Source organism: Bradyrhizobium sp. (assembly GCF_030654605.1).
GTDB lineage: Bacteria > Pseudomonadota > Alphaproteobacteria > Rhizobiales > Xanthobacteraceae > Bradyrhizobium.
The window spans coordinates 1-26,093 of the sequence record NZ_JAURXB010000153.1 but is presented as its reverse complement, the minus strand read 5'-3'; the positions used below and the strand labels follow the sequence as shown (position 1 = coordinate 26,093).

Here is a 26,093-nt window from a genome sequence, read left to right as displayed (position 1 = left end):
GCGCGGATGCGCGCCAGGTCCTTGCTGTCGGCGTGCATCAACAGCCAGAAGCTGCGCGAGATCGAGATTTCGTCCGGCAGGATCGGGCGCAGCTCGGGATGCGCCGTCGCCATGAAGTGCGGCAGCACCGCGATGCCGAATCCGGCAATGGTGGCATTGAGCTGGGCGATCAGGTTGGCGCTGCGGAACTTTGCCGAGATTTTTGGGGAGACCTGCGGCAGGTAGTCGAGTTCCGGCGTGAACAGCAGTTCCTCGATATATCCGACGAAACGGTGGCCGGGCAGGTCGACGCGCGATGCGATGTCAGGGTAGCGGTCGAGATAGGCGGGCGCCGCATAGAGCCCGAGGCTGTAATCGAGCAGCTTGCGCCCGACCACGCGTCCTTCCTTCGGCATCGTCAGGCTGATGGCGATATCGGCCTCGCGCTTCGACAGGCTGAACAATCGTGCCGTGGCGACCAGCTGAAGATCGAGATCCGGGTAGCGCTCGGTGAACTGCACCAGCCGGGGAGCCAGGAAGTGGCTGCCAAAACCGTCCGGTGCGCCGATCCGTACCGTGCCGGTCAGTTGGGCGCGTGACCCGCCGACGGCCTCCTGGTTGGCGACGATGGTCGATTCGATCGCCTCCGCGCTGTCGGCGACGCGCTGGCCGGCTTCGGTCAGCAGATACCCGGTCTTGCGGCGGTCGAACAGCTTTGCCTTGAGATGCCGCTCCAGCCGGTCGACACGCCGGATCACTGTGGCATGATCGACGCCGAGCTGTTTCGCGGCAGCGGAGACCGATCCGCCGCGCACAATGGCCAGGAGGAAGCGGAAGTCGTCCCAATCGATGGCGCCGGCTTGATCCTGCATTTCCGCACATCTATGGTGCAATATCTCGGACTTGAATACTGCAAAATGCGGGTCCAAAGGGTCATCAAAGCGATCCAGCCGGGACCCAGGGAGATTTCTCACATGCGTACAATCGGACATTTCATCGGCGGCCGCGAGGTCAAGGGCACTTCGGGGCGGACGGCCGACGTTTTCGAGCCGATGACCGGCGAGGTCCAGGCCAAGGTCGATCTGGCTTCCAAGGCGGAAATGCGCGCCGCGGTCGAGAACGCCAAAGCCGCCCAGGTCGAGTGGGGCAACACCAATCCGCAGCGCCGCGCCCGCATCATGATGAAGTTCCTCGAACTGGCGCAGCGTGACTACGACAAGCTCGCCGACCTGCTGGCGCGCGAGCACGGCAAGACCGTTCCCGACGCCAAAGGCGACATCCAGCGTGGCCTCGAAGTGGTCGAATTCGCCTGCGGCATTCCGCATCTGATGAAGGGCGAATACACCGAGGGCGCCGGCCCAGGCATCGACATCTATTCGATGCGGCAACCTCTGGGAGTCGTCGCCGGCATCACCCCGTTCAATTTCCCGGCGATGATCCCGATGTGGAAATTCGCGCCCGCGATCGCCTGCGGCAATGCATTCGTGCTGAAGCCCTCGGAGCGCGATCCCGGCGTGCCGATGGCGCTGGCGGCGCTGATGATCGAGGCCGGCCTGCCGCCGGGCATTCTCAACGTCGTCAACGGCGACAAGGAAGCGGTCGACGCCATCCTCGACGATCCCGATATCAAGGCCGTGGGCTTCGTCGGCTCCTCGCCGATCGCGCAATATATCTATGAGCGCGCCGCCCAGACCGGCAAGCGCGCGCAATGCTTCGGCGGCGCCAAGAATCACGCCATCATCATGCCGGACGCGGACATGGACCAGACCGTCGATGCCCTGATCGGCGCCGGCTACGGCTCGGCCGGCGAACGCTGCATGGCGATTTCGGTCGCGGTGCCGGTCGGCAAGACCACCGCCGACCGCCTGATGGAGAAACTGATCCCGCGTGTCGAGGCCCTGAAGATCGGTACCTCGATCGATCCGTCCGCCGATTTCGGTCCGCTGGTCACCCGGGCGGCGCTGGAACGCGTCAAGGATTACGTTGAGGTCGGCATCAAGGAAGGCGCCACGCTCGCGGTCGATGGCCGCGGCTTCAAGATGCAGGGCTATGAAAACGGTTTCTACATGGGCGGTTGCCTGTTCGACAACGTCACCAAGGACATGCGGATCTACAAGGAAGAGATTTTTGGACCCGTGCTCTCGGTGGTGCGCGCGCACGACTACAACGAGGCGCTCGCTTTGCCCTCCGACCATGACTACGGCAATGGCGTAGCGATCTTCACCCGCGACGGCGACGCCGCGCGCGATTTCGCCGCCAAGGTCAATGTCGGCATGGTCGGCATCAACGTGCCGATCCCGGTGCCGATCGCCTACTACACCTTCGGCGGCTGGAAGAAGTCCGGCTTCGGCGACCTCAATCAGCACGGCCCGGACTCCATCCGCTTCTACACCAAGACCAAGACGGTGACCGCGCGCTGGCCGTCGGGCGTCAAGGAAGGTGCGGAGTTCTCGATTCCGACGATGAAATGAGATAGTGTCTGAACCGGGTATTCGCGGAGAAACGAATGGCACAAGCAGAGACACGCAGCCGTGTGGATGAACTGGAGGCTGCATTCGAGCGCCGCGCGTGCGCGAATGGCCGTACATTCGCGCAGGAGGTCGAATTCGTGCTGGCGCGCAAGGAGAAATTCACGCCCGAGGAGGGCGTGGCTGTGTCGCGGTATTTTCATTCGCGGTGCGAGGGCATTCAGCCCTCTCTGACATTGGATGAGATCAGAGAAGGCTTGATGTGAGGACGTTGGTTGTCGACGCAAGCGTAGCGCTCAAATGGCTCGTGCTTGAAGACATGTCCGACGTGGCAAAAGAGCTCTACGGTGCCGGAGATCGTCTCATCGCACCGCGATTGATCACGACCGAAATCGCCAACGCGCTCGCTCGCAAGACGATGCAGGGGATGCTGACCCGTCAAGAAGCGACGTATCACTTCAGCTCGTTGCCGCTGTTTCTGCCCGATCTCATGGATGTCGATGAATTGATCGAGCCCGCGTTTGAAAATGCCTGCACGCTTCGGCATCCGATCTATGACCTGCTTTATCTGGAGGCGGCACGAAAAGCCGATACGCAACTGGTTACGGCTGACCGAAGGTTCACGGCGAAGATCGCCGGCACCGGTCTCGCTCGCCACGTGACATTGCTTTCCGACTGGCGGCCCCAATGAGCCAGTTCGCTCTCAACGAGGACCAGGTTGCGGTTCGCGATATGGCGCGGGAATTTGCCGCGGAAAAGATCGCGCCGCATGCGGTGCGCTGGGACGAGGAGAAGCATTTTCCGGTCGAGGTGATGCGCGAAGCCGCCAGTCTCGGCATCGGCGGCGTCTATATCCGTGACGATGTCGGCGGCTCCGCGATGACGCGGTTCGATGCGGCGCTGATCTTCGAAGCGTTGGCGCAGGGCTGTCCGACGGTGTCGGCGTTCATTTCGATCCACAACATGGCCTCCTGGATGATCGATGCCTATGGCAACGACAGCCAGCGCCAGAAGTGGCTGCCGAAATTGTGCACCATGGATCTGCTGGCGAGCTATTGCCTGACCGAGCCGGGCTCCGGCTCGGATGCCGCGGCACTGCGCACCCGTGCGGTGCGCGACGGCGATCATTATGTGCTGAACGGACAGAAGCAGTTCATATCAGGCGCAGGGAAGGGCGATCTCTACGTGGTGATGGTGCGGACCGGCGCCGATGGCCCCGGCGGCATCTCGACGCTGGTGATCGAGGGCGATACGCCGGGCCTGTCGTTCGGCGCCAATGAGCGCAAGATGGGATGGAACGCGCAGCCGACCCGCGCGGTGATTTTCGAGAATGCCCGTGTGCCCGTCGCCAATCGCTTGGGCGACGAGGGCATCGGCTTCAAGATCGCGATGGCCGGGCTCGACGGCGGCCGCATCAACATCGCGGCCTGTTCGCTCGGCGGTGCGCAATGCGCGCTCGACAAGTCGCTGGCCTACATGAAAGAGCGCAAGGCCTTTGGAAAGCGCCTCGACGAATTCCAGGCACTGCAGTTCCGCCTTGCCGACATGGCGACCGAGCTGGAGGCGGCCAGAACCTTCGTGTGGCGGGCGGCGGCGGCGCTCGACCGCAAGGACGCCGACGCCACCATGTTGTGCGCGATGGCCAAGCGTTTCGGCACCGATGTCGGCTTCGAGGTCGCCAACCAGGCCTTGCAGCTGCATGGCGGCTACGGCTACCTCAGCGAATACGGCATCGAGAAGATCGTGCGCGATCTGCGCGTGCATCAAATTCTGGAAGGCACCAACGAAATCATGCGCCTGATCGTATCGCGAAAACTGATCGAGGGCGCGCGATGACGGCAGTTTCTGCTGTTGCGGGCGTCGAACCCGACCTGATCGCGCGGCGCGAGGGTGCGGCCGGTGTGATCCGGCTCAACCGTCCCAAGGCGATCAACGCAGTAACGCTCGAGATGTTTCGCGACATCGACCAGGCGCTCGACGCATTCAAGTCTGACCAGGCGGTCGGCGTGATCCTGCTGGAAGGCGCCGGCGAGCGCGGCCTCTGCGCCGGCGGCGATATCCGCGCGCTGTATGAGGATTCCAAGGTCAGGGGCGACCTCGGCAAAATTCTTTGGCGCGAGGAGTACATCCTCAACGCCCGCATCGCCAAATTCCCAAAACCCTATGTGTCCTTCATGGACGGTATCGTGATGGGCGGCGGCGTCGGACTGTCCGCGCACAGCAGCCATCGCGTCGTTACCGAGCGCACCAAACTCGCGATGCCGGAAGTTGGCCTCGGCTTTTTTCCGGATGTCGGCGGCACCTGGTTGCTGGCGCGCTCGCCGGGCGAGGTCGGAACTTATTTTGGGCTCACCGGCGAGACCATGAATGGCCCGGATGCGGTCTACGCGGGATTTGCCGATGCGGTGGTGCCGTCGGGCAAACTGGCCGCCCTGCGCGAGGCGCTGACGAAGCTGCGGCCCGGCGTGACCGCTGCCGAAGTGAAAGCCGTCATCGACGGCTTTGCCACCGGCGAGACCTCGGGACCTGTTGCTGCGATTGAGCCGCAGATCGATCGCTGGTTCGGTCATGACCGGATGCAGGATATCGTCGCGGCGCTGCAAGCCGATAGCTCCGAACTGGCGCAGGCGACGCTGAAGACATTGAACGAGAAATCGCCGCGCGGGATGGTGGTGGCGCTCAAGCTGATGCGGCTGGCGCGGGCTTCGTCCTCGCTGGAGCAATGCCTGGTGCGGGAGTATCGCGCCGCGCTGGAAGTGTTCGCCAGCGACGATTTTCGCGAGGGCGTGCGCGCCGCCGTGATCGACAAGGACCGTAATCCAAAGTGGTCGCCGCCCCGGATCGAGGATGTGACGCCCGAAATGGTGGCGCCTTACTTCGCGGAAATCGGCGCCGACGAACTCAAGTTCGATCAATAAAAAGCAGCAACAACTCAGGCGGAGGGAATTTCAGATGGCAAACATCGCATTCATCGGTCTCGGCAATATGGGCGGGCCGATGGCGGCCAATCTGGTCAAGGCCGGCCACAAGGTGACCGCGTTCGATCTGATGGAGGCCTCGCGCGCCCAGGCCAGGGCGGACGGGGCAGGGATCGCCGACAGCTCAGTCGCCGCGGTGAAGGGCGCCGATGTCGTCATCACCATGCTGCCCGCGGGCAAGCATGTGCTGTCGGTCTGGAATGAAGTCATTCCGTCGATGGGCAAGGGCGCACTGATCATCGATTGCTCGACCATCGACGTCGAGAGCGCCAAACAGGCCCATGCGCTGGCGGCCAAACACGGCATAGGTTCGGTCGATGCGCCGGTGTCGGGCGGCACCGGCGGCGCCAAGGGCGCGACGCTGACCTTCATGTGCGGCGGCGAAGACAAGGCTTTTGCGGCGGCCAAGCCGGTGCTGGAAAACATGGGCAAGAAGATCGTGCATTGCGGCGGCGCCGGCGCCGGGCAGGCGGCGAAGATCTGCAACAACATGATTTTGGGCATTTCCATGATCGCGGTCGGCGAGGCATTTGCGCTGGCCGAAAAACTGGGATTGTCGCATCAGGCGCTGTTCGACGTCGCCTCGACCTCGTCGGGACAATGCTGGGCGCTGACCTCCTATTGCCCGGTGCCGGGCCCGGTGCCGACCTCGCCGGCGAATAACGACTACAAGCCCGGTTTCGCCTCGGTGCTGATGGTGAAGGACCTCACCCTGGCGCAGGACGCCGCCACCGCGGCGGGTGCCGCGACGCCGCTTGGCAAACACGCGCAGGAAATCTACAAGGCATTTGATGCCGCGGGTCACGGCGGGGTGGATTTTTCGGGGATCATCCAGCACGTGCGCGGGCTGGCGGGGAAGTAGTTGACACCGTCATTGCGAGCGAAGCGAAGCAATCCAGCTTTGCTGCAATGGATTGCTTCGTCGCTTGGCTCCTCACAATGACGACAGTGTAACCGGCTGGCATAGGCCTTTGACATGACAACATTCCAGGACGCGCGCGCCTTCCTGCTCCAGCATCGCACTGACTATGATGCGGCCGTAAGGGATTTCCGATGGCCGGATCCGGTGCCGTTCAACTGGGCGCTGGACTGGTTCGACGCCGAACTGGCTGATAATGCCGACAGCAAGGACCGCCCGGCGCTGTGGATCGTCGACGCCGGCAGCAACCGCGAGACCAAACTCTCGTTCGAGGCGTTGTCGCGCCGCTCCAATCAGGTGGCGAATTTTCTGCGCGCGCAGGGATTGAAGCGCGGCGATCATCTGCTGCTGCTGCTCGGCAATGTCATTCCGCTGTGGGAGACCATGCTGGCGGCGATGAAGCTCGGCGTGGTGGTGATTCCCGCGACCACGCTGCTGACGCCGGACGAATTGCGCGACCGGCTCGATCGCGGCCGCGCCAAAATCGTGGTGGCGACGCAGGACCAGGTTGCGAAGTTTGCGGGGCTGGGCGGCGACAAACTCATTCGTGTGGTGGTCGGCGCGTCATCGAGGCAGGAGGGTTGGTTGCCTTATGAGCAGGCGGCGGATTTTCCGGAAGCTCTTACGCCGGATGGACCGACCAAGCCCGACGATCCGATGCTGCTGTATTTCACGTCAGGAACCACGGCCAAACCAAAGCTGGTGCGGCACAGCCAGCGCAGCTATCCCGTCGGCGGCCTCTCGACCATGTACTGGCTCGGGCTGCAGCCCGGCGACGTGCATCTGAATATCTCCTCGCCGGGCTGGGCCAAGCACGCCTGGAGCTGCTTGTTCGCGCCGTGGAATGCCGGCGCCACGGTGTTCGTGGTCAACCAGCCGCGCTTCGACGCCAAGGGACTCCTGGCGACCATCGGCCGCTGCGGCGTCACCACGCTGTGCGCGCCACCGACGGTGTGGCGGTTGTTCATTCAGGAGCAACTCGCCAACTTCAAGGTATCGCTGCGCGAAGTCTGCGGCGCCGGCGAGCCGCTCAATCCCGAAGTGATCGATCAGGTGCGCATGGCCTGGGGCCTGACCATTCGCGATGGTTACGGCCAAACCGAAACCACGGCGCTGGCGGGGAATTCGCCGGGGCAGAAGGTAAAAGTCGGATCGATGGGCCGCCCGCTGCCGGGCTACCGCGTCCAGATCACCGATGTCGACGGGCAGGTCACCAAGGAAGGCGAGGTCACGCTGGTGCTTGGCGATGAGCGGCCCGCCGGTCTGATGCAGGGCTACCAGGGCGACGACGGCAAACTCTCCGGCGCCGACGGCGATCTCTATCGCAGCGGCGACGTGGTGTTCGCCGACGACGAGGGCTATCTCACCTTCGTCGGCCGCTCCGACGACGTGTTCAAATCATCGGATTACCGGATCAGTCCGTTCGAACTCGAAAGCATCCTGCTGGAGCATGAAGCGGTGGCGGAAGCCGCCGTGGTTCCCAGCCCGGATCCGATCCGGCTGGCGATCCCGAAGGCCTATGTGCTGCTGGTAGCGGGCAAGGAACGATCGGCGGAAACCGCGCTGTCGATCTTCCGGCATCTGCACGCAAGGCTGGCGCCGTTCAAGCGGATCCGGCGGATCGAACTCGTGACCGAACTGCCGAAGACGATTTCCGGCAAGATCCGCCGCGTGCAACTGCGCCGTCTGGAGCATGACAATGATCGCGAAGATTCGCTGCGTGGCGTCGAATTCCGCGAAGAGGATTTTCCCGAGTTGAAGAAGGTAATGCCGGCTGGATCGGCGGAGAACTGACGAATGAATGAAGTCTGGAAGAAACCGCCGATCCCGCTCGATGCCTACATGAAGATGGTCGGCCATGAGGTCGGGGTGTCGTCATGGCATCTGGTCGATCAGAACAGGATCAACGTCTATGCCGACGTGATCGAGGATCACCAGTTCATCCATGTCGATCCCGAGCGCGCCAAACGCGAAACCGCGTTCGGCAACACGGTAGCGCACGGCTTCCTGACGATGTCGCTGATGTCCATCATGTCCTACGAGGTCATGCCGGTGATCGAGGGCACCACGATGGGCGTCAATTACGGCTTTGACAAACTGCGCTTTCTGTCACCGGTGCGCGCGGGCTCGCGGGTTCGCGGCCGCTTCACGCTGACCGAAGCGACATTGCGCAAGCCTAAGGAATTGCTGTCGCGCACCAACGTGACGGTCGAGATCGAGGGTGAGACGAAGCCTGCGCTGGTGGCCGACTGGATCGGACTGATCTATTTTGCCTGACGCCCCGCCCGTCATGGCCGGGCTTGCTTACCCTCTCCCCTTGTGGGAGAGGGTGGCGCGATGCGAAGCATCGCGACGGGTGAGGGGTTGCCTCAGCGTGCACCGTGCGTGAGGAGAGAAACCCCTCATCCGGCGCTTCGCGCCACCTAAGAGCGAGCTTTGCTCGTCTCGGCTCCCACAAGGGGAGAAGGGAAGAATGACCTCTGAATTCAGGAATTCTACACATGACAATCAGGTTTGACGGACGCGTCGCCATCGTGACCGGCGCGGGCAATGGTCTGGGACGGGCGCATGCGCTGGGACTGGCGAGCCGCGGCGCCAAGGTCGTGGTCAATGATTTCGGCGGCGCCCGCGACGGCACCGGCGGCTCGCTGACCCCGGCCGAAACCGTCGTCGAGGAGATCCGCAAGGCCGGCGGCACCGCGATGGCCGACGGCGCCGACGTGTCGAACTACGAACAGGTCAAGGCGATGGTCGCCCGCGCCACCAGCGAATGGGGCAGCGTCGACCTGCTCTGCGCCAATGCCGGCATCCTGCGCGACAAGTCGTTTGCCAAGATGGAGATCGCCGATTTTGCCAAGGTGATCGACGTGCATCTCACCGGCACGTTCTATTGCTGCAAGGCGGTGTGGGACGGCATGCGGGAGCGCAATTACGGCCGCATCGTCATCACCACCTCGTCGTCGGGACTGTACGGCAATTTCGGCCAGGCCAATTACGGCGCCGCCAAAGCCGGCATGGTCGGCTTGATGAATGTGCTGGCCGAGGAAGGCCGCAAGAACAACATTCGCGTCAACACCATCTCGCCGACCGCGGCGACGAGGATGACCGAGGAATTGCTGCCGCCGCAGGCGCTCGGCCTGATGCGGCCGGAAGCGATCACGCCGGCGGTCGAGTTCCTGCTCAGCGAGGACGCGCCGACCCGCACCATCATGGGCGCGGGCGCAGGCTCCTTCGCGGTGATCAAGGTCATGGAAACCGAGGGCATCAACCTCGCCCAGTCCGACTGGACCCCCGACGCGGTCGCGGCGCATTTCGCCGAGATCAGCGACATGTCGAAGGCCAGGGCGTTGCAGGGGGCATTCGAGCAAACCCAGAAATATGTCGGCCAGGCCGCGGCGCGGGCGGGGATCAAATTGTAGCGGCATATGACAGCCTCATCCTGAGGAGCTTGCGCAGCAAGCGTCTCGAAGGATGGCGGCAACGACGGAATTCGCGGCCATCCTTCGAGACGCGCGCCATGAGGCGCGCTCCTCCAGCGATAACGGCGAAGCCGTTACGCGGGGATGAGGGTTTCCCCCGCTGATAGGGAGCGCATGCGTTGCCTGCCGCGATGACGACTTCCAATACCCAAATCGCCGTCATCGGCGCTGGTCCCGCCGGCCTGATGGCGGCCGAGGTGCTGGCGCAGGGCGGTGTCGGGGTCACCGTCTACGACGCGATGCCGTCGGCGGGCCGCAAGTTTCTGATGGCGGGGCGGGGCGGGCTCAATCTGACGCACAGCGAGGCGCTGCCCGTGTTTCTCGCACGGTACCGCGCGGCGATGCCGAAGCTCGCAGCCGCTATCGAGGCGTTTCCGCCGGATCGCCTGCGGCAATGGAGCGAGGAACTTGGCCAGCCGACGTTTATCGGATCCAGCGGCCGGGTGTTTCCCAGAGCGTTCAAGGCTTCGCCGCTGCTGCGGGCATGGCTGCGGCGGCTGGATTCGATGGGCGTGCAACTGAAACTGCGCCACCGCTGGACCGGCTGGGATGAGCAGGGCCGTTTGGTGTTTGATTCACCGGACGGACAACGCGCCACCGAAGTACGCGCCACGGTGCTGGCGCTCGGTGGTGCCAGCTGGCCGAGGCTCGGCTCTGATGGTGGGTGGGCGGAAACGCTCGGCTCGAAAGGCGTGGCGATCTCGCCGCTGCGACCGGCCAATTGCGGCTTCGCGGTCGCCTGGTCCGGCATTTTCCGCGATCGCTTCGAGGGCCAGCCGCTCAAGGGCATCGAGCTGACATTTGGCCCGCACCGCGCGCGCGGCGAGGCCATCGTCACGCGAACCGGTATCGAGGGCGGCGCGATCTATGCGCTTTCGGCCGATCTGCGTGAGGCCATCCTGAGTTCGGGACAGGCCACGCTGCACATCGCGTTGCGGCCAGATCTCGCAACGAACGAACTGGTGGCGCGGCTGTCGGCGCCGAAAGGCAAGCAGTCGTTCTCGAACTGGCTGCGCAAGGCGGCGCACCTGTCGCCGGTCGGCATCGGGTTGTTGCAGGAGGCGGCAGTGGCGCCCGGCGCGTCGCTGTCGTCGCTGCCTGCCGAAAAGCTCGCCGGCCTGATCAACGCCGTGCCGGTTCGATTGAACGGCGTGGCGCCGATCGCGCGCGCGATTTCGACGGCGGGGGGAATAGCGTTCGACGAACTCGACGCCGACTTCATGATCCGGCGTTTGCCCGGCGTGTTCGCGGCCGGCGAAATGCTCGACTGGGAAGCGCCGACCGGCGGCTATCTGCTGCAGGCGTCGTTCGCGACGGGGGCTGCGGCGGGAAGGGGAGCGTTGAACTGGCTTAACGAAGCGACGCCATCAAATTAACCGTCATTGCGAGCGCAGCGAAGCAATCCAGCTTTGCCGCACGAAGAAAGAAGCTGGATTGCTTCGTCGCAAGAGCTCCTCGCAATGACGGAAGGATGGCTACCGCAACTTCCCCCGTGCCGCCACCGCCAGCGTGCCGATGATTTCCTCGCCCCGCACCATCACCACTTCGTCCATCATGTTGACGACGACGCAGACATGGTTCGGCACGATCCGCACGACGTCGCCGACATTGGGGCGGGTGTTGCTGCGGGTCAGATCCAGAAAGCCGTGCTCTTCGGCGAAGCGCGCGATTTTGGCTTCGGGGTGTTCGAGGATCAGGCCGTGGCCGTCGAGCCCGCCGGTATCCGAGGTCAGCGTCTTCGATCCCGCATCGAGGATGCCGCGATCCGGGCCGGCGCGGCTGACCACGGTGGAATAGATGTTCAATGCGCAATCGTCCCAGGTCGCGACGCCGGCGGCGACCTGCATGCGGTCGTTGTAGATGTAGGTGCCGGGCCGGTGCTCGGTGGCGCCCTTGAGTTTTCCGACGTTCTTCAGGTTCGGCGTGCCGCCGGTGGAAACCATCGCAGCGTCCAGTCCATGGGCGCGCACGCCGGCCAGCGCTTCATCGTAGAATTGCTGCGCCTCGGCCCAGCCGGTCTCGGTCGGGTAGAGCATGAAACCGGCGAAGACCAGTCCCTTCGACGCCGCGATCTCGCGCGCCAATGCAATGGCTTCTGCCGGGGTTTCGACGCCGGCGCGCCTGCGCCCGGTGTCGCATTCGACCACCACCGAAAGTGGCAGCCCGGACGCGGCTGCCGCCTGCGGCAGGCCGGCCACGACAGTCGAATTGTCGGCGGCGACGGTCATGTTGGCTTTGGCCTGCAGCGCGCCGAGCCGGGCCATTTTCTCCTCGCCGATCAGATTGTAGCTGATCAGGATGTCGTCGATGCCCGCATTCGCCATCACCTCGGCCTCGCCGAGCTTCTGGCAGGTGATGCCTCTTGCGCCTGCCGCGATCTGCATCCTGGCGAGTACAGGGCTCTTGTGGGTCTTGATATGCGGCCGGTTGGCGACCCCGGCGGCATCGCAGGAGGCCTGGATCCGCGCGATGTTGCGCTCGACCCGGTCCATGTCGATGACGGCACAGGGCGTGCCGTATTCGCGGGCGATTTTTGCGGCGAGGGGGGTGGTCATCGATAGTAACTCCTATTGTGCCTCCTCGTCATTGCGAGCCAACGGGTCGCGCGAATGCGCGCCCGATGATAAACTCCGCGAAGCAATCCATTTCGCAGCGTAAAGAAAGAATGGATTGCTTCGTCGCAAGAGCTCCTCGCAATGACGGTCAGGCCTGCTCGATCTCTTCGCGCATCACTTCCAGCTCCAGCCATCTGTCCTCGGCGGCCTCGAGCTCCTTTTGCGCGGCGGAGAGCGCGGCCGAACACAGGTCGAACTTCTTGCGATCCTTCTTGTAAAGATTGGGGTCGTCAAGGTGGCGCTGCTGCTTGGCGATTTCGGCCTGCAGGCCGGCGATCGTCTTGGGCAGCGTTTCCAGCGCGTGCTTGTCCTTGAAATTGAGCTTGCGCCTCGCCGCGGTCGAGGGCGCGCCGCCCTTGGCTTCCTTTTTCTCCTCGGCGCCGGCCTTGACGGCCTCGCGCTTCAGGTCGGCGCCGCGCTGCGCCAGCATGTCGGTGTAACCGCCGGCATATTCGATCCAGCGGCCGTCGCCCTCGGGCGCGATCACCGAGGTCACCACGCGATCGAGAAAGTCGCGGTCATGGCTGATCAGGATCACGGTGCCTTCGTAATCGCCGAGCATTTCCTCCAGCACGTCGAGGGTTTCGAGATCGAGGTCGTTGGTCGGCTCGTCCAGCACCAGCAGGTTGGAGGGTTTTGCCAGCGCCCGGGCCAGCATCAGCCGGCCGCGCTCGCCGCCGGACAGTACTTCCAGCGGCGTGCGCATCTGTTCCTGCGCGAACAGAAAATCCTTCATGTAGCTGACGACGTGCTTCGGCTTGCCGCCGACCATCACATTGTCGCTGCCGCCGCCGGTGAGGGCGTCGGCCAGCGTCGATTTCGGATCGAGGCTTTCGCGGTGCTGGTCCAGCGTCACCATTTCGATATTGGCGCCGAACCGGATGGTGCCGCTGTCCGGTGGCTTGCCGCCGGTCAGCATTTCGATCAGCGTGGTCTTCCCGGCGCCGTTCGGTCCGACGATGCCGATGCGGTCCCCGCGCTGCACCCGGATCGAGAAGTCGTCGACGATCTTGCGCTCGCCATAGGTCCGGCCGATGCCCTTGGCCTCGATGATCAGCTTGCCCGACTTGTCGGCTTCCGAAGCGGCGAGATTGGCGTTACCCGCAGCGCCACGGTAGTCGCGGCGCTGGTCGCGCAGCGCGAACAGGTTGCCGAGCCGCTTGACGTTGCGCTTGCGGCGGCCGGAGACGCCGTAGCGCAGCCAGTGTTCCTCCATGACGATCTTGCGATCGAGCTTGTGCTGGTCGCGCTCTTCCTCGGCCAGGACCTCGTCGCGCCAGGACTCGAAAGCGCTGAAACCCTTGTCGATCTGCTTGATCTGGCCGCGATCGAGCCAGGCGGTGGCGCGCGACAGGTTCGACATGAAGCGGCGGTCATGGCTGATGATGACCAGCGCCGAGCGGCGGCTGGCGAGCTCGCCTTCCAGCCATTCGATGGTGGTGAGGTCGAGATGGTTGGTGGGCTCGTCCAGCAGCAGGATATCGGGCGAGGGCGCCAGCACCCGCGCCAGCGCGGTGCGGCGGGCTTCGCCGCCGGAGATATGCGCGGGGTCTTCGTCGCCATGCAGTCCGAGCTGCTCCAGCACATAGCGCGCCTGGTAGTGGTCGTCGCCGGGGCCGAGGCCGTCCTCGACATAGGCCAGCGTGGTGGCAAAGCCTGAGAAGTCCGGTTCCTGCGGCAGATAGCGGACGGTGGCGCCGGGCTGCACGAAGCGGCTGCCGCTGTCGGATTCCACCAGGCCTGCGGCGATCTTCAGCAGCGTCGATTTGCCGGAGCCGTTACGGCCGATCAGGCAGACACGCTCGCCGGCGGATACCGACAGCTCCACGCCCGACAACAGCGGCGTGCCGCCGAAGGTCAGCTTGATGTCTTTCAACTGGATCAGGGGAGGCGCCATGGTTTCTCAATTCAATTCTGGTTCTGCGCGATGTGATCCGCGCGCTGGCGCTGGATGCGCCTGATGGTCTGGTCGAGCGCCGACAGGAACGCGGAGCGATCGCGAGGCGCAAAACCCTTGGGGCCGCCGGTGACTTCGCCTGACGATCTGAGGTCCGTCATCAGGTTGCGGACCGCCAGCGTCATTCCGATTGATTGCTCCGAGAACGGCTTGCCGTTCGGCGCGATCACCTCGGCGCCTGCCTTGACGCAGCGGCTCGCCAGCGGGATATCGGAAGTGATGACGATATCGCCCTTTCCGGCGCGTTCCGCAATCCAGTCGTCGGCGGCGTCCATTCCGGATCCCGCCGCGATACGCTCGATCATCGGATCAGGCGGTACGCGGATGAAATTGCCGGCGACCACGCTGACGGGCAGGCCATGGCGGGCGGCGACGCGGTAGATTTCGTCTTTGACCGGACAGGCGTCGGCGTCGACATAGATGCGGGTCGTGGGGTTCAAAACAGGCGTCATCACGTTAAGGATTTGGTACGGGAGCCCTTTGGGCGGTCCCGAAGCCGGGTGGTACCCCATCGCAGCGGGAATTGCGAGGAAAAGGCGACGGGAACGCGCTTGCCACGGAATTTTCTTCGCGTACCATTGCGGCAGAAAAGCAACCAAAAACGGGGGAAACCGCCATGACGACAGTGCCGTACCGGGTCTCGGCCTACAACACGTCAAAGCACTCCGAAAACAAGATGCACGACGACACGGTGGCGAAGCGCTACGGCTTTGACGGCGGGCTGGTGCCGGGCGTGGACGTCATGGCCTACATGATGCACCTGCCGGTCGCCAAATGGGGCCGCGCCTTTCTGGAACGCGGGCTGATCGACGCGCGTTTTATCAAGCCGGTCTATGACGGTGAACTGGCCGATGTCACGGCTGAGGAAAGCAACGGCGTGCTTTCGATCGAGGTCAGGAGTCGTGGCGCGCTTTGCGCGACCGGCACGGCATCGCTGCCGGCGGCGGTACCGTCGTTTTCGTTGTCCGACTATGTCGAGGTCGCAGCGGTAGCCGAGCGCAAGCCGGTGGATGCTGCGTCTTACGCCCTCGGCAAGTGGCTCGGTGCGGTGCCGCGCACCTGGGGCGCCGATGCGGCAAAGGAATATCTGGCGGATATTCGCGAGACGGAGACGATCTACACACGGGAAGGTCTCGGTCATCCCGGCCTGTTGCCGCGGGTCATGAACAAGGTGCTGGTCGACAACGCCATCATGGGCCCCTGGATTCATGTCGGCACCAGGATGCAACTATTGTCCGCGGCCGCTATCGGCGATGAATTGACGGCGCGGGCGAAAGTTACCGGAAATTACGACAAGAAGGGCCACCGTTTCGTCGAACTCGACGCCCTGGTGGTCGCCAACGGCACGATGCCGCTGGCGCATTGCCAGCACATCGCGATCACCCAGCCACGCGAACAGGCGGCGGCGTAAGGGCCGGTGCGCTCACAACATTCTCACTCGTCATCCCCCGCGAAAGCGGGGGACCCAGTACGCCGCGGCCTCTCGGTTCAATTGCTGGCTTCTCTGGAATACTGGGTCGCCCGGTCAAGCCGGGCGATGACCAGTGAGAGTGGTGCGGTCGATCCGGTTTCCACATCAGACCAATTCAAGGATTAACGATGTCCATCACCGTCGATTACTACATGGCACTGACGTCGCCCTGGACCTATCTCGGCAGCGCGCCATTTGCCGAGATCTCCAGGCGTAACAACGTCACCGTCAACATCAAACCCTGCAAGTTCGGACCGATCTTCGAGCAGACCGGCGGGCTGCCGCTGCCGAAACGCTCGCCGCAGCGGCGCGCGTATCGGATGATGGAGTTGAAGCGCTGGCGCGAGGTGCGGGACGTTCCCCTGACACTCGAGCCCAAAGGTTTTCCCTGCAACGACACCGTGGCTACTCGGCTGGTGATCGCCGCCAAGCTGAAAGGCGAGGACGCCCACCGGCTGGCGACAGAACTGGGCCGCGCGGTGTGGGAACGCGAGGAAACGCTCGAAGATCCCGGTCACGTAGCATCCGCCGCCCGCCGTGCCGGTCTCGATGCCGCGAGCTTGCGCGCCGGTGGCCCCTCCGACGCCGAACTCGACGCGCTGCACGAGCAGTACACCCAGGACGCGCTGAAGGTTGGCGTGTTCGGCGCGCCGAGCTACGTGCTGCCATCCGGCGAGATTTTCTGGGGCCAGGACCGGCTGGAGCTGCTGGAGCGGGCGTTGAAGCTGATGGCGTAGACGGGCGAGAGGCGCACGCCTCCCGCAACACCTTTAGTTGTCGTCCTCCGCGAAAGCGGGGGACCCGGTACGCCGCGGCTTCTCGGCTCCATCTCAGGCTTCTCGGAGTACTGGGTCGCCCGGTCGAGGGCCGGGCGATGACAGTTGTGGGTGTGATGAGCAGCCTGCTTTAATTCGTCAAGCCCGCGACGAGTTGAGGAAACCTCACATCGTGAAAATGCGCCCGGGATTGAGAATGTGATGCGGATCGAGTGCGCGCTTCAGCGTGCGCATGGTCTCGATCTCCTCCGCGGTGCGGCTGAGTTTCAGGTATGGCCGCTTCAGGATGCCGATGCCGTGCTCGGCCGAGATCGAGCCTCCGAAATCGCCTGTGATGCCGTACACCAGCTTCGAGACCGCGTCGTACTTGTCGGCCGGCGGCGGGTACTTGGCGCTGACGTGCAGGTTGCCGTCTCCGGCATGGCCGAACACGATCGCGTAGGCATCGCTGTGAATCGTCTTCATCCCCTTGTCGACGGCGACCGCGAAGGCCTCCATCCTGTCGATGGCGAGGCTGATGTCGAAACCGACACCGGGGCCGAGCGCGCGGCCGAGTTCGACCGAGGAATCGCGGATCCGCCAGATCGCCGCGGCCGCCGCCCCGGAGCTCGCAATCGTGGCATCGAGGATGATCTCGTCGCCCAGCGCCTGCTCGAGCAATTTTTCGAGATCGCCGCGGATACGCTCGGCGTCGCTGCCGGAGGATTCCAGCAGAACGTAGAACGGATAGTCGGTCGCAAGTGGCGCGGCGACGCCTTTCACCAGCTCGGTGGTGAGGCGATAATAATTGTTCCACATCACCTCGAACGCGGTGAGGTCGCCGCCCAGCCGCGCGCGCGTCAGCGTCAGCAAGGCGCGAACCATGTCGAAGCTTGGCAGCGCGCACAGCGCCACCTGCTGCTCCGCAGGCGCCGGAAAAATCCGCAGGGCCGCGCGGGTGACCACGCCGAGCGTGCCTTCGGTGCCGACGAACAATTGCTTGAGATCGATGCCGGTATTGTTCTTGATGTACTTTCGAACTCCCTTGAGGATGGTGCCGTCCGCCAGCACGGCCTCGAGCCCGAGCACGAGATCGCGGGTCATGCCGTAGCGGATCACCCGGTTGCCGCCGGCATTGGTGGAGATGTTGCCGCCGATGGTGCAACTGCCCCGCGCGCCCAGATCGAGCGGAAACATGAAGCCGTCCTGCTCGACGCGCTCCTGCAGGCGCTGCAGCGGCACCCCGGTCTGGGTAATGACGACCCCGCCGCCGGTATCGACCTCCTCGATCGCGGTCATGCGCTCGGTCGACAGCACGATTTCACCTGGTGCCGGCATGGTGGCGCGGACCAGCCCGGTCATGCCGCCCTGTGTCGTGACCGGCACGCGCGCCTGATGACAGAGTTTCAGGAATTGCGAGACCTCTTCGGTGGTGCGCGGCCGCACCACCGCGAGCGGCGGCGCGACCGCGACCCCAGCCATGTCGGTGTGATAGCGGGCGTCGATGTCGCCGCCGGTCAGCACCGTCGTTGTATCGAACGCGGCGCGAAGATCGTCGATGATGGCTGGCTGCAACTCATTCGCTCCGCTTGTTATTGACAGGGGGGCACGTCGCTCCGCAACACCTCAGTCGTCGTCCCCCGTGAAGGCGGGGGACCCAGTACGCCGCGGCTTCACGGCTCTATTATAGATGTCTCGGAGTACTGGATCGCCCGGTCAAGCCGGGCGAAGACAGTTGTGGGCGTGCGGCTACGAAATCACGCCGCCTTCTGTTTCGCATCCCGGATCGCGCGCCACACCCGTTCCGGCGTCAGCGGCATGTCGATCTGCGTGACGCCGTGCTCCGAGAGCGCATCGAGCGCCGCATTGACGATCACGACCAGACTGCCGGCGCAGCCGGCTTCGCCGCAGCCCTTGGTGCCGAGCGGGTTGGACTTCGCCGGCGAGGGATGATCGCCGACCACCATCGGCGGAATGTCTCCCGCGCGCGGCAGCGCGTAATCCATGAACGATCCCGTGATCGGCTGGCCGTTCTCGTCGTAGCTGACTTCCTCCATCAGCGCCTGGCCGATGCCCTGCGCCACGCCGCCATGCAGCTGGCCCTCGACGATCATCGGATTGACGATGGTGCCGAAGTCGCTGATGCCGGTGTAGCGTACGATCCGCACCACGCCGGTATCGGGATCGATCTCGACCTCGGCGACATGGCAGCCATTGGGGAAGGTCGACGGCGTATCCTTGGTGGCGTGATCGACGTCGAGGGTTTCAGGCACGCCTTCCGGAACCTTGCCTTCGCGCAAGCGCTGCGCCAGCTCCATGATGCCGATCGAGCGGTCGGTGCCGGCGATGGTGAAGCGGCCGCCTCCGAATTCGATGTCGCCTTCGGCGGCTTCCAGCAGATGCGCCGCTGCCTGCTTGCCCTTGGCGACGACCAGCGCGGCGGCTTCAACGATCGCCTGGCCAGTCGCGGTGATGGAGCGCGAGCCGCCGGTGCCGTTGCCGAAGCGCACGAGGTCGCTGTCGTTCTGTTCGAGCGTGACCTTCTCGAAGGGCACGCCGAGCTGCGCCGACAGCACCTGGGCGAACGGGGTGGCGTGGCCCTGGCCGTAATCCAGCGTTCCGGTGGTGAGTTTCACCGAGCCGTCGGGCTCGAACGTGATCTTGCCGAGTTCGCCGCTCGGAGGTGCGGTGACTTCCAGATAGGAGCCGACCGCGATGCCGCGCAGTTTGCCTTCCTTGCGGCTCGCCTTCTTGCGCTTGGCGAAATTGGCGTGATCGGAAATCTCCAGCGCCTTGTTGAAGACGCCCTGGAAATCGCCGCTGTCATAGGTGACGCCGGAGGCGGCGGCGAACGGCATCTGCGCCGGCTTGATGAAATTGCGCTTGCGCAAGGTCAGCGGGTTGATGCCCATCTCGCTTGCGGCGCGATCGATCAGGCGTTCCATGTAGTAATTGGCCTCGGGGCGGCCGGCGCCGCGATAGGCGCCCATCAGCGTGGTATTGGTCAGCACCGTCTTGATGTCGACGCCGAGCAGCGGCGTGCGGTAGACGCTGGCGAGGTTCTTGCCGGTATTGAGCGACAGCGGGCCCGGCGCCACGCCGGTGATGTAGGCGCCGAGATTGCCGTAGCCCTGCAGGCGAACCGCGAGGAACTTGCCGTCGGCATCGAGCGCCAGTTCGGCATGCATCAGCTGAGCGCGGCCCTGGCTGTCGGAGAGAAAGCTGGTCGAGCGCTCATCGGTCCATTTGACCGGGCGGCCGAGTATCTTCGCCGCGTGCAGGATGCAGATATATTCGGGGTAGTTGACGTTCTTCATTCCGAACGATCCGCCGACATTGGCGGTGAGGATGCGGACCTTGTCGTTCGGCACGTTGAGGATTTTTGCCAGCGTCACCTTGTTGCCTGACACGCCCTGGGTCGGAACCTGCAGCGTGTAACGCTCGCTCGTCCTGTCCCAGGCCGCCAGCGCCACGCGCGGCTCCATCGACACCACGGCGACCCGCGTATTGACGATGTCGAGTTTGGTGACATGCGCCGCGCCGGCGAAGGCCGCGTCGATTTTGGCGGCGTCGCCATAGTGGTAGTCGAGCGCGACGTTGTTGGGGATGTGATCGTAGAGCTGCGGCGCGCCGGGCCTGGCGGCTTCGGCGGCGTCGGTGACGGCCGGAAGCGGTTCGATATCGAGTTCGATGGCTTCGCCGGCCTCGCGCGCCTGCGCCAGCGTCACGGCTACCACGAAGGCGACGGGATCGCCGACATAGCGCACCTTGTCGGTCATCAGCGCGGTGCGGTTGGTCTGCAGCAGCGGGCTGCCGTCACGGCTCTTGAGCGGCAGGCCGCAGGTGAAGGGGCCGTAGCCGGCGGCGGCAAGATCGGTTCCGGTCCACACGCCGAGCACGCCCGGCATCGCCTTGGCGGCCCGGGTTTCGATGCCGCGGATGATACCGTGGGCGTGGCTGGAGCGCACGATCCAGGCATAGGCCTGGCCGGGCAGGCTGAAATCGTCGGTATATTTGCCCTTGCCGCGCACCAGGGTGTCGTCTTCCTTGCGGCGGACCGGCTGCCCGACACCGTATTTTTGCAGTGCGATAGCGTTTTCCAGAGAGGCTGCGGACGTGCGGTCTTGCATTGAAAAATACCTGAAATGCTTACTTTTGTGCGATTTTCGCGATTTCCCTGAGATAACGCACCGATATCGGAACGACAACGCCTGATTGGACATGGTGGCATGTGAACGGCTGTTGCGTGGATGCCCGGCGCTGCTAAAGTTTCCGTGAACGGAAAATTCCACGTCGGCCCCAAGGGGCCGCGGAAAGACATTTTGAATGAAAGAAGACACGCGGCTTCGCGAGGGCCCAGGGCCGCGCGGAGACGACGGCCAAGGCCCGCCGCATAGCGGCGAGCGGCAGGAGTCGCGCCGCGGCGGCACGACCGGCGCACCCCATTCGCCGGCGGCGGCGACCGGCGTCTATGCCGCGCTGGACCTTGGCACCAACAATTGCCGCCTGCTGATCGCCTGTCCGACCGGCGACAGCTTTCGCGTGGTCGACTCGTTCTCGCGTATCATCCGGCTCGGGGAGGGGATCTCGGCGACCGGCTGCATCAGCGACGCCGCGATCGACCGCGCCATCGCTGCCTTGAGCATTTGCCGCGACAAAATCCAGTCGAAGAAGGCCAAACGCTTGCGGCTGATCGCTACCGAAGCCTGCCGCGCGGCGTCGAATGCCGACGGCTTCATGGACCGGGTGGCGGCCGAGACCGGCATCCGGCTTGAAGTGATCAATCGCGAGACCGAAGCAGCCCTGGCGGTGACCGGTTGTTCGCCGCTGCTCGATCCCAACGGGAGGGGCGCCATCCTGTTCGACATCGGCGGCGGGTCGACGGAGCTGGTCCGGATCGAGCGCAGTCCGGAACAGGAGAATGCGATCCCGCGCATCAAGGCGTGGATGTCGATCCCGCTCGGCGTGGTGTCGCTGGCCGAGGGGTTCGGCGGCAAGGACGTCACGCCGCAATCCTACGCGGACATGGTCGCGGAGGTCGCCCAGCACATCGCGCCGTTCGCGGCCGAACATGGCGCCAACCTCGGCGGCATGCATCTGCTCGGCACCTCCGGCACGGTGACGACCCTGGCCGGGGTCCATCTCAACCTGCCGCGATACGATCGCCGCCGGATCGATGGCGTCTGGATGAGCGATGCGGATCTCACCGCCACCATCGCGCGCCTGCTGTGCATGAGCTATCAGGAACGCGCCGCCAACAACTGCATCAGCATCGAGCGTGCCGACCTGGTGCTGGCGGGCTGCGCCATCCTCGATGCCATCCGCAGCGCGTTCCCGCTGCCGCGGCTGCGGGTCGCCGATCGCGGCCTGCGCGAGGGCATGCTGGTCGAAATGATGCGCGCGGACGGCGCCCTGGGCGGATGCCGATAGGCGCGCCGGCTTTCGATGTGCTAGAGCCTCGATTATGGCAAAAGATACCACCGGACGGCTGCGGGTTACCGTCAAGAGCGCGGGCAGGCTGAAACTGTCCTCAAAACTCTGGCTGGAGCGGCAGCTCAACGATCCCTATGTGGCACAGGCCAAGCGGGACGGTCTGCGCTCGCGCGCGGCCTACAAGCTGATCGAGATCGACGACAAGTACCATTTTCTCAAACAGGGGATCACGGTGGTCGATCTCGGCGCCGCGCCGGGCGGCTGGAGCCAGATCGCGGCCAAACGTGTCGGCGCTGCCGACGGCAAGGGCAAGGTAATCGCGATCGACCTGCTGGAAATGCCGGAAATACCGGGCGTCAGCTTCGCGCAGCTGGATTTTCTCAAGGACGACGCGCCCGACAGGTTGTTGGCCATGATGGGCGGCCGCGCCGACGTGGTGCTGTCCGACATGGCCGCCAACACCACGGGCCATCGCAAGACCGACCAGCTTCGCATCATCGGCCTGGTCGAAAGCGCCGCCGCCTTTGCCGCCGACGTGCTCAAGCCCGGCGGAACCTTTGTCGCCAAGGTGTTTCAGAGCGGCGCCGATGCGACCCTGATGACTCAGCTCAAGCGCGATTTTACCACCGTCAAGCACGTCAAGCCGGCTTCGAGCCGCAAGGATTCCTCGGAGCGCTACGTGCTGGCGCTGGGATTTCGCGGCGTGCAGGCCAAGCCGCCAACCGACGATGCCGCAGGATCTGTCGGATAGACCGTCAGCCCTCTAAGCCTGCGCCACGCTTTCCCTCGGCCGGGTTTCCAGCGCCATCCGCACGTCCCTGGCGCTGGTCAGGGCCCGCCGGATGTTTTTGTCTTCCGAACCGGAATCGAAAGTAATCAGCCGATTGCAGTGCTGGCAGTTGGTCTGAAACCCGTCGCGGAGTTTTTGCGCGCGCTCGCGGAACACCTGCGAGCATTTGCTGCACTTGATTCTGACTTTTTCGTCGATCATGAAATCTCCCTGGGCACCGCAAGGGCAATCTGGCGGCCGGAGCTTAAGGGCGCGTCGGAGAGTTTGCTAAAACTCTCCTCAAATCAATCCATGTTGATTGAGCCGGCCCGGATCACCTTGCCCCAGCGCTCGATTTCTTCCGGCATGAATTTTGCCAGATATTCCGGCGTGCGCTGCTCCGGCGGCACGACGGCAAGCCCGATCGCTTCCATCTTCTGGCGCAGATCGGGGCGCGCCATCATGTCTCCCAGCGCCTTGTTCATCTTGCGCACGATCAGCTCAGGCGTCCCCTTCGGAAAGAAGAAGCCGTTCCAGACCGTGGCCTCGACGCCCGGAAGGCCCTGTTCGCCGGTGGTCGCGAGGTCCGCCACGATCGGCACGCGCTTCGGCGACATCACCGCGATGCCCTTGACGGTGCCGCCCTTGACCTGCGCCGCCCCGGTTTGGATGGTGTCGCACATGTAATCGATGCGGCCTCCGATCAGGTCCTGCATCGCCGGACCTGCACCGCGAAAGGGGATGTGGGTGACCTCGACGCCGATCGCCATGTTGAGCAGCGCGCATGGCAGATGCGTGCCCGAACCGACGCCTGCCGAGCCATACTGCATCTTGCCCTGGTTGGCCTTCGCGTAGGCGATGAATTCCTGCAAATTGTTCACTGGCAGGTCCTTGCGGACGATCAGAATCCGCGGCGATTCCGAAACCAGCCCGACCGGCTCGAAATCCTTCGCGGCGTCATAAGGCGGCTTCTTGTAGAGCGACTGGCTGTAGGCGTGCGTGCCGGTGTTGCCGATCAGCAGCGTGTACCCGTCAGGCGCTGCCTTGGCGACACGGGCGCTGCCGACCGTCCCGGCAGCGGCGCCGACGTTCTCGACGATGATGGTTTGTCCGAGCACTTCGCCAAGCGCCACCGCCTGCAGCCGCGCATTGGCGTCGATGCCGCCGCCGGCGGCGAACGGCACGACGAGGGTGATGTTTCTGGCGGGCCACTCCTGTGCGGCGGCCGGCGTCGTGACGGCGGCGAGCGCGAACGCGGCGGCAATCATCGCTTTTGACATCCGCACTTATCCTCCCTGACTGCTGTTCACCCCAGCCGCTGATCCCGCGCATCTTCAGTGGTTTCGCTGGCCGCTTTTGCGGCGGCCTTCGCTGCACCCTTGCGGCTGGAAATCTCGACCGCGCTGTGGCCGGAGATCTCGTGGCCGGCATCATCCGGCATCTGCCAGAAGAAGTAAGCCGAGATCGCCGAGATGATCGCGACCACGATAAAGGCCGGCGCGAAATCGGCCGCGCCCAGTTCGGTGACATGGCGCATCAGCATGGTGGATTCCACCGTGAACGCGCCGATCGCGACGCCGGCGGAAATCGCCAGTTGCTGGTTGACGCTGACCAGCGTGGTGGCACGGCTCATCTGCGCCGGCTCGACCTCGGCATAGGCTACGGTGTTGATGGCGGTGAACTGCAGCGAACGGAAGAACCCGCCGACCACGAGGATGATCATGATCAGGAGCAGCGGCGTCGTCACCGTGAACAGCGCGCAGGCCGCGAGAAAAACCGAACTGATGACGGCGTTGATGGTCATCAGGTTGCGAAAGCCGAAGGTACGGATGATCCGCGCCGCCAGCGTCTTCATGCCCATGGCGCCCACTGCCGATGCGAACGTCACCAGTCCCGAGTGGAAGGGCGACAGCCCAAAGCCGACCTGCATCAGCAGCGGCAGCAGGAACGGCAGCGCACCGATGCCGAGCCGGAACAGAAAGCCGCCGAGGATGCTGGCGCGCAGCGTCGGCAGCCGCATCAGCGAAAAGTCCAGCACCGGCGATTGGGTGCGCCGGGCGTGGATGACGTAGAGCGTCATCGAAACCGTGCCGATCCCGACCAACGCTGCGACGACGGTCCAGGGCAACAGATTGAGCCCGGCGACCGATAGTCCGAACGCAATGCCGCCGAGACCTGTCCCCGCCAGCACCAGCCCGTAAAGATCAAAGCGCTCGGGGTTATCGCTGCGGATCGGGTCGATATAGCGCTGCGCCATCAAGATGCCGAGCAGGCCGATCGGAATGTTGATCAGGAAGATCCAGTGCCAGGAAAAGTAGGTCGTGATGAAGCCGCCGAGCGGCGGGCCGATCACCGGCCCGATCAGCGCCGGCACCGTGACCCAGGCCATCGCATTTACCAGCTGGCTCTTGTCGATCGAGCGCAGCAGCACCAGCCGCCCCACGGGGGTCATCATCGCGCCGCCGATGCCCTGCAGGATGCGCGCGATGACAAAGTGGGTGACGGAAGTCGACAGCGCGCAGCCGATCGATCCCACCATGAACACGGCGATTGCAGCCGAAAACACCATGCGCGCGCCGAAGCGATCGGCGGTCCAGCCGCTGGCCGGAATGAACACCGCGAGCGACAAGAGATAGGAGGTGATGGCGAGCTTCAGCGTCAGCGGGCTGGTGCCGATGTCCGCCGCGATCGCCGGCAGCGACGTCGCAATCACAGTCGAATCCATGTTCTCCATGAACAGGGCGGTGGCCACGATGAGCGGGATCAGGCGTTCTTTGGTCATCGGGATCAGGGGCGCGGGGAGGGAGATGGGAAGGCAGATCGGCTGTAACATCGCGGCAAGCGAGGGGCCATTGCGGACACCGCAAAACCACCTAAATCCTGCGTGACAATGTTCGCTGCGCGGCTTGGCCGCCGGAGATTCGACGATGATCTATGTCCTCGCCGCCTTGTTGCCGCCGCTTGGGCTGCTGCTCAACGGGCAGCCGTTTTCGGCGGTCTTCAACCTGGTCCTGATCGTGCTTTGCGTGATTTTCGGGCTGATTTTCCCGGTCCTGCTGCTGGTCCCGTCGGCGCACGCGCTGATCGTGGTTCACATCAAGCGCGAGGATCGCCGGCACCGGGAGGTGGTGGAGGCGATCCGGCAGCATGGCCCGCCGCCGGGTTATCCGCGCTAGTGTTCTGACTCATTCATTTGCATCCCGTTTTGCGATGACGAGCGCTTTTTTGGCTCGGCGGTGCTTTGCGAGGATGGATTTGGCGCTGGCGGTC

At 64.3% G+C, this 26,093-nt stretch carries 24 protein-coding genes; 15 read left to right on the top strand and 9 right to left on the bottom strand.

Going from position 1 to position 26,093, the window contains the following annotated elements:
* Positions 1 to 851: LysR family transcriptional regulator (locus Q7U29_RS14825; RefSeq protein WP_304742658.1), on the bottom strand; the 851-nt coding region annotated here is incomplete at its 3' end.
* A 102-nt stretch (positions 852 to 953) separates the two neighbouring features.
* Between Q7U29_RS14825 and Q7U29_RS14820 the strand changes: the two genes are divergently transcribed.
* From Q7U29_RS14820 to Q7U29_RS14775, 10 genes are all read left to right on the top strand, one after another.
* Positions 954 to 2,450: a CoA-acylating methylmalonate-semialdehyde dehydrogenase gene (locus Q7U29_RS14820; protein WP_304742656.1), complete on the top strand. Its 1,497-nt coding sequence runs from the start codon at positions 954 to 956 to the stop codon at positions 2,448 to 2,450.
* A 35-nt stretch (positions 2,451 to 2,485) separates the two neighbouring features.
* On the top strand, positions 2,486 to 2,713 hold the full coding sequence (locus Q7U29_RS14815; RefSeq protein WP_304742655.1) for a hypothetical protein: 228 nt from the start codon (positions 2,486 to 2,488) through the stop codon (positions 2,711 to 2,713).
* Positions 2,710 to 3,138, top strand: a complete 429-nt coding sequence (locus Q7U29_RS14810) for a type II toxin-antitoxin system VapC family toxin (protein WP_304742653.1) — start codon at positions 2,710 to 2,712, stop codon at positions 3,136 to 3,138. The genes Q7U29_RS14815 and Q7U29_RS14810 overlap by 4 nt, the downstream gene beginning before the upstream one ends.
* Positions 3,135 to 4,283: an isobutyryl-CoA dehydrogenase gene (locus Q7U29_RS14805; protein WP_304742651.1), complete on the top strand. Its 1,149-nt coding sequence runs from the start codon at positions 3,135 to 3,137 to the stop codon at positions 4,281 to 4,283. Before Q7U29_RS14810 ends, Q7U29_RS14805 begins: the two co-directional genes overlap by 4 nt.
* Complete coding sequence (locus tag Q7U29_RS14800; RefSeq protein ID WP_304742649.1) at positions 4,280 to 5,365, top strand: enoyl-CoA hydratase/isomerase family protein; 1,086 nt, start codon at positions 4,280 to 4,282, stop codon at positions 5,363 to 5,365. The genes Q7U29_RS14805 and Q7U29_RS14800 overlap by 4 nt, the downstream gene beginning before the upstream one ends.
* The gene (mmsB, locus tag Q7U29_RS14795; protein ID WP_304742662.1) at positions 5,358 to 6,287 is read left to right on the top strand and encodes a 3-hydroxyisobutyrate dehydrogenase; all 930 of its coding nucleotides are present in this window, start codon (positions 5,358 to 5,360) and stop codon (positions 6,285 to 6,287) included. Before Q7U29_RS14800 ends, mmsB begins: the two co-directional genes overlap by 8 nt.
* A gap of 114 nt (positions 6,288 to 6,401) precedes the next feature.
* Positions 6,402 to 8,138 (top strand): AMP-binding protein, encoded by a 1,737-nt coding sequence (locus Q7U29_RS14790; RefSeq protein WP_304742647.1) that lies wholly within the window; start codon positions 6,402 to 6,404, stop codon positions 8,136 to 8,138.
* Between the two features lie 3 nt (positions 8,139 to 8,141).
* Positions 8,142 to 8,621 (top strand): MaoC family dehydratase, encoded by a 480-nt coding sequence (locus tag Q7U29_RS14785; RefSeq protein WP_304742645.1) that lies wholly within the window; start codon positions 8,142 to 8,144, stop codon positions 8,619 to 8,621.
* 224 nt (positions 8,622 to 8,845) lie between these two features.
* Positions 8,846 to 9,763: an SDR family NAD(P)-dependent oxidoreductase gene (locus Q7U29_RS14780; protein WP_304742643.1), complete on the top strand. Its 918-nt coding sequence runs from the start codon at positions 8,846 to 8,848 to the stop codon at positions 9,761 to 9,763.
* A gap of 191 nt (positions 9,764 to 9,954) precedes the next feature.
* Complete coding sequence (locus Q7U29_RS14775) at positions 9,955 to 11,199, top strand: TIGR03862 family flavoprotein (protein ID WP_304742660.1); 1,245 nt, start codon at positions 9,955 to 9,957, stop codon at positions 11,197 to 11,199.
* Positions 11,200 to 11,298: 99 nt separating this feature from the next.
* On the opposite strand, the gene Q7U29_RS14770 is transcribed toward Q7U29_RS14775, so the two are convergent.
* The 3 genes from Q7U29_RS14770 to Q7U29_RS14760 all read right to left on the bottom strand — a co-directional run bounded on the left by Q7U29_RS14770 (position 11,299) and on the right by Q7U29_RS14760 (position 14,847).
* A complete protein-coding gene (locus Q7U29_RS14770; RefSeq protein WP_304742642.1) occupies positions 11,299 to 12,378 on the bottom strand; it encodes a D-TA family PLP-dependent enzyme in 1,080 nt (359 codons plus the stop codon).
* Positions 12,379 to 12,526: 148 nt separating this feature from the next.
* Entirely contained in the window at positions 12,527 to 14,335 is a 1,809-nt protein-coding gene (locus Q7U29_RS14765; RefSeq protein ID WP_304742640.1) for an ABC-F family ATP-binding cassette domain-containing protein, read from the bottom strand.
* Positions 14,336 to 14,346: 11 nt separating this feature from the next.
* Entirely contained in the window at positions 14,347 to 14,847 is a 501-nt protein-coding gene (locus tag Q7U29_RS14760; RefSeq protein ID WP_304742638.1) for a YaiI/YqxD family protein, read from the bottom strand.
* A 164-nt stretch (positions 14,848 to 15,011) separates the two neighbouring features.
* Here Q7U29_RS14760 and Q7U29_RS14755 point away from each other — a divergent pair, with 164 nt between their 5' ends.
* Both Q7U29_RS14755 and Q7U29_RS14750 read left to right on the top strand, forming a co-directional pair.
* Positions 15,012 to 15,806 carry a hypothetical protein gene (locus Q7U29_RS14755; protein WP_304742637.1) on the top strand — a complete coding sequence of 265 codons (795 nt, stop codon included), beginning with the start codon at positions 15,012 to 15,014 and terminating at the stop codon, positions 15,804 to 15,806.
* Between the two features lie 188 nt (positions 15,807 to 15,994).
* The gene (locus Q7U29_RS14750; protein ID WP_304742635.1) at positions 15,995 to 16,603 is read left to right on the top strand and encodes a 2-hydroxychromene-2-carboxylate isomerase; all 609 of its coding nucleotides are present in this window, start codon (positions 15,995 to 15,997) and stop codon (positions 16,601 to 16,603) included.
* Between the two features lie 204 nt (positions 16,604 to 16,807).
* On the opposite strand, the gene Q7U29_RS14745 is transcribed toward Q7U29_RS14750, so the two are convergent.
* Both Q7U29_RS14745 and Q7U29_RS14740 read right to left on the bottom strand, forming a co-directional pair.
* On the bottom strand, positions 16,808 to 18,196 hold the full coding sequence (locus tag Q7U29_RS14745; protein ID WP_304742632.1) for an FAD-binding oxidoreductase: 1,389 nt from the start codon (positions 18,194 to 18,196) through the stop codon (positions 16,808 to 16,810).
* 182 nt (positions 18,197 to 18,378) lie between these two features.
* Positions 18,379 to 20,751 (bottom strand): xanthine dehydrogenase family protein molybdopterin-binding subunit, encoded by a 2,373-nt coding sequence (locus tag Q7U29_RS14740; protein WP_304742631.1) that lies wholly within the window; start codon positions 20,749 to 20,751, stop codon positions 18,379 to 18,381.
* Positions 20,752 to 20,947: 196 nt separating this feature from the next.
* Between Q7U29_RS14740 and Q7U29_RS14735 the strand changes: the two genes are divergently transcribed.
* Together Q7U29_RS14735 and Q7U29_RS14730 are read left to right on the top strand one after the other, a co-directional pair.
* Positions 20,948 to 22,051 carry a Ppx/GppA phosphatase family protein gene (locus Q7U29_RS14735; protein ID WP_304742629.1) on the top strand — a complete coding sequence of 368 codons (1,104 nt, stop codon included), beginning with the start codon at positions 20,948 to 20,950 and terminating at the stop codon, positions 22,049 to 22,051.
* 34 nt (positions 22,052 to 22,085) lie between these two features.
* Positions 22,086 to 22,805, top strand: a complete 720-nt coding sequence (locus tag Q7U29_RS14730) for an RlmE family RNA methyltransferase (RefSeq protein WP_304742627.1) — start codon at positions 22,086 to 22,088, stop codon at positions 22,803 to 22,805.
* A gap of 12 nt (positions 22,806 to 22,817) precedes the next feature.
* On the opposite strand, the gene Q7U29_RS14725 is transcribed toward Q7U29_RS14730, so the two are convergent.
* From Q7U29_RS14725 to Q7U29_RS14715, 3 genes are all read right to left on the bottom strand, one after another.
* Positions 22,818 to 23,045, bottom strand: a complete 228-nt coding sequence (locus Q7U29_RS14725) for a hypothetical protein (RefSeq protein WP_304742626.1) — start codon at positions 23,043 to 23,045, stop codon at positions 22,818 to 22,820.
* An 83-nt stretch (positions 23,046 to 23,128) separates the two neighbouring features.
* A complete protein-coding gene (locus Q7U29_RS14720; RefSeq protein ID WP_304742625.1) occupies positions 23,129 to 24,103 on the bottom strand; it encodes a tripartite tricarboxylate transporter substrate binding protein in 975 nt (324 codons plus the stop codon).
* Between the two features lie 26 nt (positions 24,104 to 24,129).
* A complete protein-coding gene (locus Q7U29_RS14715) occupies positions 24,130 to 25,605 on the bottom strand; it encodes a DHA2 family efflux MFS transporter permease subunit (protein WP_304742624.1) in 1,476 nt (491 codons plus the stop codon).
* A 145-nt stretch (positions 25,606 to 25,750) separates the two neighbouring features.
* On the opposite strand from Q7U29_RS14715, the gene Q7U29_RS14710 reads away from it, so the two are divergent.
* Positions 25,751 to 25,999 carry a hypothetical protein gene (locus Q7U29_RS14710; RefSeq protein WP_304742622.1) on the top strand — a complete coding sequence of 83 codons (249 nt, stop codon included), beginning with the start codon at positions 25,751 to 25,753 and terminating at the stop codon, positions 25,997 to 25,999.
* The last annotated feature ends 94 nt before the right edge of the window (positions 26,000 to 26,093 follow it).